General features: G+C 70.1%; 7 protein-coding genes. 4 read left to right on the forward strand and 3 right to left on the reverse strand.

All coding sequences use genetic code 11. The features are described from left to right. Positions 1–181: 181 nt before the first annotated feature. Positions 182–361 carry a DUF1328 domain-containing protein gene (locus tag MET9862_RS27815; RefSeq protein WP_142586148.1) on the reverse strand — a complete coding sequence of 60 codons (180 nt, stop codon included), beginning with the start codon at positions 359–361 and terminating at the stop codon, positions 182–184. Between the two features lie 489 nt (positions 362–850). Between MET9862_RS27815 and MET9862_RS27820 the strand changes: the two genes are divergently transcribed. The 4 genes from MET9862_RS27820 (at position 851) to MET9862_RS27835 (ending at position 5,124) form a co-directional block, all read left to right on the forward strand. Next, on the forward strand, positions 851–1,294 hold the full coding sequence (locus MET9862_RS27820; RefSeq protein ID WP_142586149.1) for a hypothetical protein: 444 nt from the start codon (positions 851–853) through the stop codon (positions 1,292–1,294). Between the two features lie 166 nt (positions 1,295–1,460). Further along, the gene (locus MET9862_RS27825; RefSeq protein WP_142586150.1) at positions 1,461–3,467 is read left to right on the forward strand and encodes an acetyl-CoA carboxylase biotin carboxylase subunit; all 2,007 of its coding nucleotides are present in this window, start codon (positions 1,461–1,463) and stop codon (positions 3,465–3,467) included. A 264-nt stretch (positions 3,468–3,731) separates the two neighbouring features. After that, entirely contained in the window at positions 3,732–4,166 is a 435-nt protein-coding gene (locus MET9862_RS27830) for a gamma-glutamylcyclotransferase family protein (RefSeq protein WP_142586151.1), read from the forward strand. Between the two features lie 277 nt (positions 4,167–4,443). Beyond that, complete coding sequence (locus MET9862_RS27835; RefSeq protein WP_142586152.1) at positions 4,444–5,124, forward strand: response regulator transcription factor; 681 nt, start codon at positions 4,444–4,446, stop codon at positions 5,122–5,124. A gap of 106 nt (positions 5,125–5,230) precedes the next feature. Here MET9862_RS27835 and MET9862_RS27840 read toward each other — a convergent pair whose 3' ends face one another. Next, positions 5,231–6,556, reverse strand: a complete 1,326-nt coding sequence (locus MET9862_RS27840; protein WP_142586153.1) for a flagellin N-terminal helical domain-containing protein — start codon at positions 6,554–6,556, stop codon at positions 5,231–5,233. Positions 6,557–6,869: 313 nt separating this feature from the next. Next, positions 6,870–7,181 carry a PilZ domain-containing protein gene (locus MET9862_RS27845; RefSeq protein ID WP_142586154.1) on the reverse strand — a complete coding sequence of 104 codons (312 nt, stop codon included), beginning with the start codon at positions 7,179–7,181 and terminating at the stop codon, positions 6,870–6,872. Positions 7,182–7,309 lie beyond the last annotated feature (128 nt).

Below are 7,309 nucleotides of genomic sequence, written 5' to 3' on the forward strand. Positions count from 1 at the left end.
CGCCCTCGTCCTTGGACGACCTCCTGCCCGCACCCATGTGCTTCCCGGATGTCGCCTGTCGGCCACCCAGAACCGCCGCCACGCGGTAGCCTCGGTCCGGCCGAGGGCGGTCTCGTAGCCGATCCCGTTGGTCGCCCCTGTGACGAGGCAGGTCCGGCCCGAGAGCACCCACTCCATCGGCTCAGAACACGGCCTGCCCGATCGCGAAGGCGACGACCACGATGACGATCGCGATCAGCAGGAACAGGCCGAACAGGATGCGCGACAGGGCGCTGGCGCCGGAGGCGATGCCGGTGAAGCCGAGGCCGCCCGCGATCACCGAGATCACGAAGCAGATCAGGGCCCATTTCAGGAGGGACATGCGGACGACTCCGGGACGGCCGGCCCGCGCCGGCACCGAGACTGAGAGAGCGGTCAATGCGGCGCAAGCGCGACCGTTCCGTCGGCGCGCCCTGCGCGGGGCCTTTATTCTCAAGCCGGGCCTGCCCAAAGCGGTATGCCGCAGCGCCAGTCCTCGGGCTCGTCCGTGCCCCTCTCTCCGCCCGCATCGGGTCTCGACCCAGGTCGGGCTTGCCCGACCGCGGCGCCGGGTTGCGGATCCCGGGCAGGCCGGAGATCGATCGGGCGAGGGCGCCCGGTGCGCCGAGCGGCGATCGCGCAGCCCACGATCGACACGGGTCCCGGCGATCCGCCGCGTCAAGAATCCCGAAAGCCTGCTTCGTGAGTGCGCGTTTACCTGAACACGGGTTCAGATTCTGCCGTTAACCTCTCAAAGGATCCCCAGGAGGCATAGTCGATTACATCAGGGAACAAGCACCGGCGACAACAAAAGCCGGGGAGGCAGCGAGCGATGATCACGATTTCTCTTCAGGACTTCTGCAACCATACCCAGTCGGCCGGCGCCATCACCGAGGCCGACGTGCGCCGCCTGATGCGGAACGTGCTCCCGGACGGGATCGCGACCCGCGACGAGGCCGACATGCTGATCGCCCTGGAGCGGGCGGTGCCGCAGATCGACCCGGCCTTCGGCGATTTCCTGATCCGGGCGGTGGTCGACTTCGCCGTCTGGGGCGAGCGCCCCACCGGCCGGATCGAGCGCGACACCGCCGCCTGGCTCGCGGGCTCGCTCGCCGGCCGCGCTGGCCCGACCCCGGTCGGCGCCCGCATCGCCGTCGAGATCGTGCGCGAGGCCCATGCCAGCGCCGAGAACCTCACCGTGTTCGCGCTGGAGGCGAACCGCTGGGCGCGCCAGCCCACGGAGAACCGCCGCCCGGCCTTCGCCCTGGCCGCCTGACCCGCGGCCGCCCCCTCCGGCGGAACCTGTCACCGGACCCCGTCCCGGGCAGGAGCCCAAAAGCACAGCTTCCGTCCGCCGCGCATCTGCTTTATCGGACATGTCGACCGGGCTTCGAGAACCCGGATCGAATCCCGGGAAGCTAACGGTCCGAGCGCGGCACACGATGTTCGAGAAGATCCTGATCGCCAATCGCGGAGAGATCGCCTGCCGCGTCATCAAGACGGCGCGGCGCATGGGCATCAAGACCGTGGCGGTCTATTCGGACGCCGACCGCGACGCGGTGCACGTCGCCATGGCCGACGAGGCCGTGCATATCGGCCCCGCCCCGGCCGCGCAGTCCTATCTCCTGATCGAGAAGATCGTCGAGGCCTGCAAGAAGACCGGCGCCCAGGCCGTGCATCCCGGCTACGGCTTCCTCTCCGAGCGCGAGGCCTTCCCGAAGGCGCTCGCCGAGGCCGGCATCGTCTTCATCGGCCCCAATCCCGGCGCGATCGCCGCCATGGGCGACAAGATCGAGTCGAAGAAGGCCGCGGCCGCGGCCAAGGTCTCGACCGTGCCGGGCTTCCTCGGCGTGATCGACTCCCCCGAGCACGCCGTGAAGATCGCCGACGAGATCGGCTATCCGGTGATGATCAAGGCCTCGGCCGGCGGCGGCGGCAAGGGCATGCGCATCGCCCATTCCGCCGACGAGGTCGCGGAGGGCTTCGCCCGCGCCAAGTCCGAGGCCTCCTCCTCCTTCGGCGACGACCGCGTCTTCGTGGAGAAGTTCATCACCGACCCGCGCCACATCGAGATCCAGGTGATCGGCGACAAGCACGGCAACGTGATCTATCTCGGCGAGCGCGAATGCTCGATCCAGCGCCGCAACCAGAAGGTGATCGAGGAGGCGCCCTCGCCGCTCCTCGACGCGGAGACCCGCCGCAAGATGGGCGAGCAGGCGGTCGCCCTCGCCAAGGCCGTGAACTACGATTCCGCCGGCACCGTCGAGTTCGTGGCCGGCCAGGACAAGTCCTTCTACTTCCTGGAGATGAACACCCGCCTCCAGGTGGAGCATCCCGTCACCGAGATGATCACCGGCCTCGACCTCGTCGAGCTGATGATCCGGGTGGCGGCGGGCGAGGCGCTTCCGCTGACGCAATCGGACGTGAAGCTCGACGGCTGGGCGGTGGAGAGCCGCGTCTATGCCGAGGACCCGACCCGCAACTTCCTGCCCTCGATCGGCCGGCTGACCACCTACCTGCCGCCGGAGGAGGGACGGCAGGGCGATGCCATCGTGCGCAACGATACCGGCGTGGAGGAGGGCGGCGAGATCGCCATCCACTACGACCCGATGATCGCCAAGCTCGTCACCTGGGCGCCGACCCGCGCCCACGCGATCGCCGCCCAGGCCCAGGCCCTCGACGCCTTCGCCATCGACGGCATCCGCCACAACATCCCGTTCCTCGCCGCCCTGATGGCACATCCGCGCTGGCAGGAGGGGCGGCTCTCGACGGGCTTCATCGCGGAAGAGTTTCCCGAGGGCTTCGTGGCGCCCCAGCCCGCGGGCGCGGTCGCCAAGCGCATGATGGCGGCGGCGGCGGCCATCGACCACCAGCTCAACCAGCGCAAACGCGGCATCTCCGGCCAGATGCGCGACCCGAGCCTGCTGAAGTTCGAGCGCGACCGCGTGGTGCTGCTCGCCGGTGAGGCCTATCCCGTCACGGTCGATCCGCACGCGGAGGACGGGGTCGTGGTGACGGAGCCCGACGGCACCGCCCGCCTCGTGACGAGCGACTGGCGCCCGGGCGAGCCAGTCTGGACCGGCACGATCGACGGCCACCGCGCCGCGATCCAGGTTCGCGGCGTGCTCAACGGCGTGGCGCTCCAGCATGCCGGCGCGGCGGCCGAGGCCCGGGTCTATACCCGCCGCGAGGCCGAGCTCGCCGCCCTGATGCCGGTGAAGGAGCAGGGCGGCTCGGGCAAGCAGGTGCTCTGCCCGATGCCGGGCCTCGTCAAGCAGATCCTGGTCAAGGAAGGCCAGGAGGTGAAGAACGGCGAGCCGATCGCCGTGGTCGAGGCGATGAAGATGGAGAACGTGCTCCGCGCCGAGCGCGACGCCACGGTCTCGAAGATCCACGCCAAGGAAGGCGACAGCCTTGCCGTCGACGCGGTGATCCTCGAATTCGCCTGAGCGCCTGTCCGACCGGACCGCGCCGGGCATTCCCACCCGCGACCGCATCCTGAGGTCCCGGGCGATCGTCGATCGCCCGGCCTCGACGGAGGCCTCCCGGGATCGCGGCGACGTCTGGAGGCCTTCGTCGAGGCTCGGCTCACGCCTTGCACCTCAGGATGAGGTCGAGGTCGGTATCTTCGAAGTCTGGCCGGCTGCCGGAAGAGTGGTCGAACAGGCCCCGGGAACCGGGGCGCGGCGATCGCACCCGGGAACGCGCGGACCATGCCCCTCTACTTCGCCTACGGCGCCAACATGGACGCCGCCGCCATGGCTCTGCGCTGCCCGGCCTCGCGCCTCGTCGGGCAGGGCCGGCTGCAGCGCCACCGCTTCGTCATCATGCGCGAGGGCTATGCCTCGGTGGTGCGGGACGCGGGCGAGACCGTCTGGGGCGTGCTCTGGGACCTCGCCCTGGCCGACGTGCCGGCCCTCGACCGCTACGAGGGCGTCTCGGGCGGGCTCTACCTCAAGGCCTACCAGCCGGTCTCCGCGCAAGGCGGCGGCGTCCGCCGCGCCCTGATCTATCTCGGCCGGAATGCCGGGCCGGGCGTGCCGCGGCCGGGCTATCTCGAAGCGGTGCTCGCCGCGGGCGAGGCCGCGCAACTGCCGCCCGCCTATCTCCGCCAGATCCGCGGCTGGCTGCGCGGCGCCAAGGCCTGACGGCCCACCGGGAGAGTGTGGCAGCAGCGCCACATTGCATGCCATCGCCTCGGGTGCGGCGCATCATTAACACCGCGTTAACCATTTCCGGAAAGAAGTCTCCTTAACGAACGGTTCACAGCCGGGAGCGGATCGCGGGGTCTTTTCGGGACTTCGCGCCTTGAACGACGGTTTCGCGCCGCCGTCCCGGCCAGGAAGACTTTCGATCACGTCGGCAGATCACCTCGATCGGCTCCGCGCCGGGCGAACGACGCTGCTTGTCCGGGAAAAGCTTGAGATGTACATCGTCGTCGACGAGCGTGAGAGCGTCACCGAGCAGTACGTGGCCGGCTTCACCGCGGAGGGCGTAGCGGCCCGCGGCCTGTTCGCGGAGAGCTTCCAGAGCTGGCTCTCGGAGACCCCCGCCCAGGACCTCGCGGCGGTGACGGGCTTCGTGCTCGGCGATTGCGGCGACCGCCCGGGCGCCACCCAGTCGATCCGCAGCCTGTCGCAGGCGCCGATCATCGCGCTCAACGAGACCCGCTCCCTGGAGCAGACGCTGGCGCTCTTCACCGCGGGCATCGACGACGTGGTCCGCAAGCCCGTCCATGTGCGCGAGATCATCGCCCGCGCCACGGCGATCCGGCGCCGGGTGAGCCGCGGCGCGACGCCCGCCACCACGCCCGACCGGGCCGGCCGCCTCGTCGTGCACGCCGACGGACGCGATCCCGAGATCGACGGGCAGAGCCTGCTCCTGCCGCGGCGCGAGCGGCACATCCTCGAATACCTCGCCCGGAACCGCGGCCGCCAGGTGACGAAGGGCCAGATCTTCGCGGCCGTCTACGGCGACCTGGAGACGGCCTGCGAGGAGAGCGTGGTCGAGGGCCACATCTCGAAGCTGCGCAAGAAGCTGCGCGCCCGCCTCGGCCACGACCCGATCGAGGCCAAGCGGCTCGCCGGCTATACCTTCGTGGGCTGAGCCCGAGGCCCGACCGACCCAGGAACAAAGAAGGCCGCGCTCTGCCGAGCGCGGCCTTCGTCGTGTCCACCGCCCGGCCTGGGGCCGGGCGGTCCCTCAACCGGTCTTAGCGGAAGAGCGAGAGGACGTTCTGGGTCGCGGTGTTGGCGATCGACAGGGTCTGGACCGCGAGCTGCTGCTGGGTCTGGAGCGCCTTCAGCCTGGTCGACTCCTCCTCGACATCGGCGTCGACCAGGGTGCCGATGGCGCGGTCGTTGGCCTTCATCAGGGTATCCAAGAACGACTTCTGGCCGTCGACCTGGGTCTTGCTGGCGCCGAGCTTGGTGCCGACATCGGTGACCTTGGCGATGGCGGATTCCACGAGGTCGATGAAGCTCTTCATCGTGGTGTCGTTCACGGCGCCGGAGCCCGCGGTCCAGATCGCGAGGCTGTCGACCGAGGTCGTGCCGTTGTCGAGGATGCCGTTCTGGGCGCCGCCGGTGGAGGCGGTGCCCGCGGCGGTGGCCGCGGCGGTGGTGGTGCCGAAGCCGATATTCACCACGTTGGTGGCGTTGTTCATCGCCACCGACAGGGTCGCGCCGGTGCCGGTGGAGCCGACGCCGATCGTCTCGAACTGCAGGCGGCCCGAGCCGTCGAGGGTGGCGTTGACCTTGCCGTTGAGCGTCGTGTTGCCGACGATGCTGTTGTTGATCGCCGAGAGCAGCTCGTCCTTCGTCACCTTGGTGATGTCCTGGACGTGGGCCTGCAGCGAGGCGGCGCTGAGGGTGATCGTCTGCGTGCCGCCCGTGGCGAGGGCGATGTCGAGGCTGGCCTGGTTGGAGCCGGAGAAGTTCAGCGTGCCGCTGATGGCCGAGCCCGCCACGACCTTGGCGCTGGTGGCCGGCGTGCCGGTGGTGCTGGCGTCGTAGAGGCGGATGCCGGCGACGTCGATGTTCACGTTCGAGAAGGTCACGGTGCCCGCGGTGTTGCGCGAGAAGCCGGCGACGATGTTGCGGCTCGCGGAGTAGTCGGCGCTCGCCGAGTTGGTCGACAGCCAGTTCTGGCCGTTCGCGACCGACGAGTCGGCGATGGCGCGCATGTTGTTCTGGATGGCCGCGATCTCGGTCTGGACCTTGGAGCGGTCGATGCCGGGCTGCAGGGCGGTCTGCAGCTTGGCGCGCATGTTCTTGAGCTGGTCGAGGACGCTGGTGACGCCGTTATAGGCGATGTCGATCGACGACGAGCCGAGGCCGAGCGAGTCCTTCACGGCCGAGAGCGAGGCGTTGTCGGTGCGCACCGTGGTGGCGATCGACCAGTAGGCGGCGTTGTCCGAGGCGTTGGAGACGCGCTGGCCGGTCGAGACGCGGTTGCTGGTCGTGTCGAGGTTCTGGTTGATGGTCTTGAGCGTGGTCAGCGCCGTCATCGCGGCGGAGTTGGTCAGCAGGCTGGTCACGGTTCGAGCTTTCCGGGAATGAGAGTGCGGGAGGAGGTCCGTCTCCGGGCTTGCACCGGGGCAGCGCGGCCGTGGCGGACCGCTGGCCCCGTCGAGCGGGGCGGCTCTGCGCGTTGGACATCCGGGCTTTCACCGGTGCAGCGGACCGACATCATGTCTCTGGGACGGGGCCCAGCCGCTGAGACTCTTCGTGCTCGGCGCCGTGCCGGGGGCTCGGCTGCCGATACCCGCACTTTGGCAGGGTCGGCTTATCAACCCATTAAGGCCGCGCATCCCGGGACATCACGGGACGGGACAGCGGCGGGACGCCCGCCTACGGGCAGCCGGGCTCGAAGGTGACGCCTGCGAACTCGCCCCGGCGCCAGCGCAGCCGCACGATGTGGATGCGCAGATCGTGGGCGGCGATGGCCAGCTCGAACACCTCCGGCAGGTCGAGAGCCGGCGCGACCCGCAGCTTGGCGCCGCGCGCGGAGAGGTCGCGGATCTCGCACGGCGTCATCCGGCTGCCCAGCACGATCCGCCCCTGCTGCACCACGCGGTGGCGCTTGGGCCGGGCCGGGGCGTCGGCGGGCAGCGGCGCGGGAGCGGGATCGCCCGCGGGCAGCTCGGGCAGGGCATCGGTCATCGCCGGTCGCGCATCCGTGCGGCGGGCGGCGGCCCGCCTTCGCGGACAGCCCTAGCGCCGGCCTGTTAACGAAGCGTCAAGCATAAACCGGCACCCCTGGGGACACGTGAAGCCGCCCCGGAGCCCGC

This window comes from Methylobacterium symbioticum (genome assembly GCF_902141845.1).
In the GTDB taxonomy this organism is placed as follows: Bacteria; Pseudomonadota; Alphaproteobacteria; order Rhizobiales; family Beijerinckiaceae; genus Methylobacterium; species Methylobacterium symbioticum.

Bases quoted from the DNA above. Each gene is read 5' to 3' on its own strand.
- MET9862_RS27815 (WP_142586148.1), bottom strand. From the start codon at position 361: ATGTCCCTCCTGAAATGGGCCCTGATCTGCTTCGTGATCTCGGTGATC.
- MET9862_RS27820 (WP_142586149.1), top strand. From the start codon at position 851: ATGATCACGATTTCTCTTCAGGACTTCTGCAACCATACCCAGTCGGCC.
- MET9862_RS27825 (WP_142586150.1), top strand. From the start codon at position 1,461: ATGTTCGAGAAGATCCTGATCGCCAATCGCGGAGAGATCGCCTGCCGC.
- MET9862_RS27830 (WP_142586151.1), top strand. From the start codon at position 3,732: ATGCCCCTCTACTTCGCCTACGGCGCCAACATGGACGCCGCCGCCATG.
- MET9862_RS27835 (WP_142586152.1), top strand. From the start codon at position 4,444: ATGTACATCGTCGTCGACGAGCGTGAGAGCGTCACCGAGCAGTACGTG.
- MET9862_RS27845 (WP_142586154.1), bottom strand. From the start codon at position 7,181: ATGACCGATGCCCTGCCCGAGCTGCCCGCGGGCGATCCCGCTCCCGCG.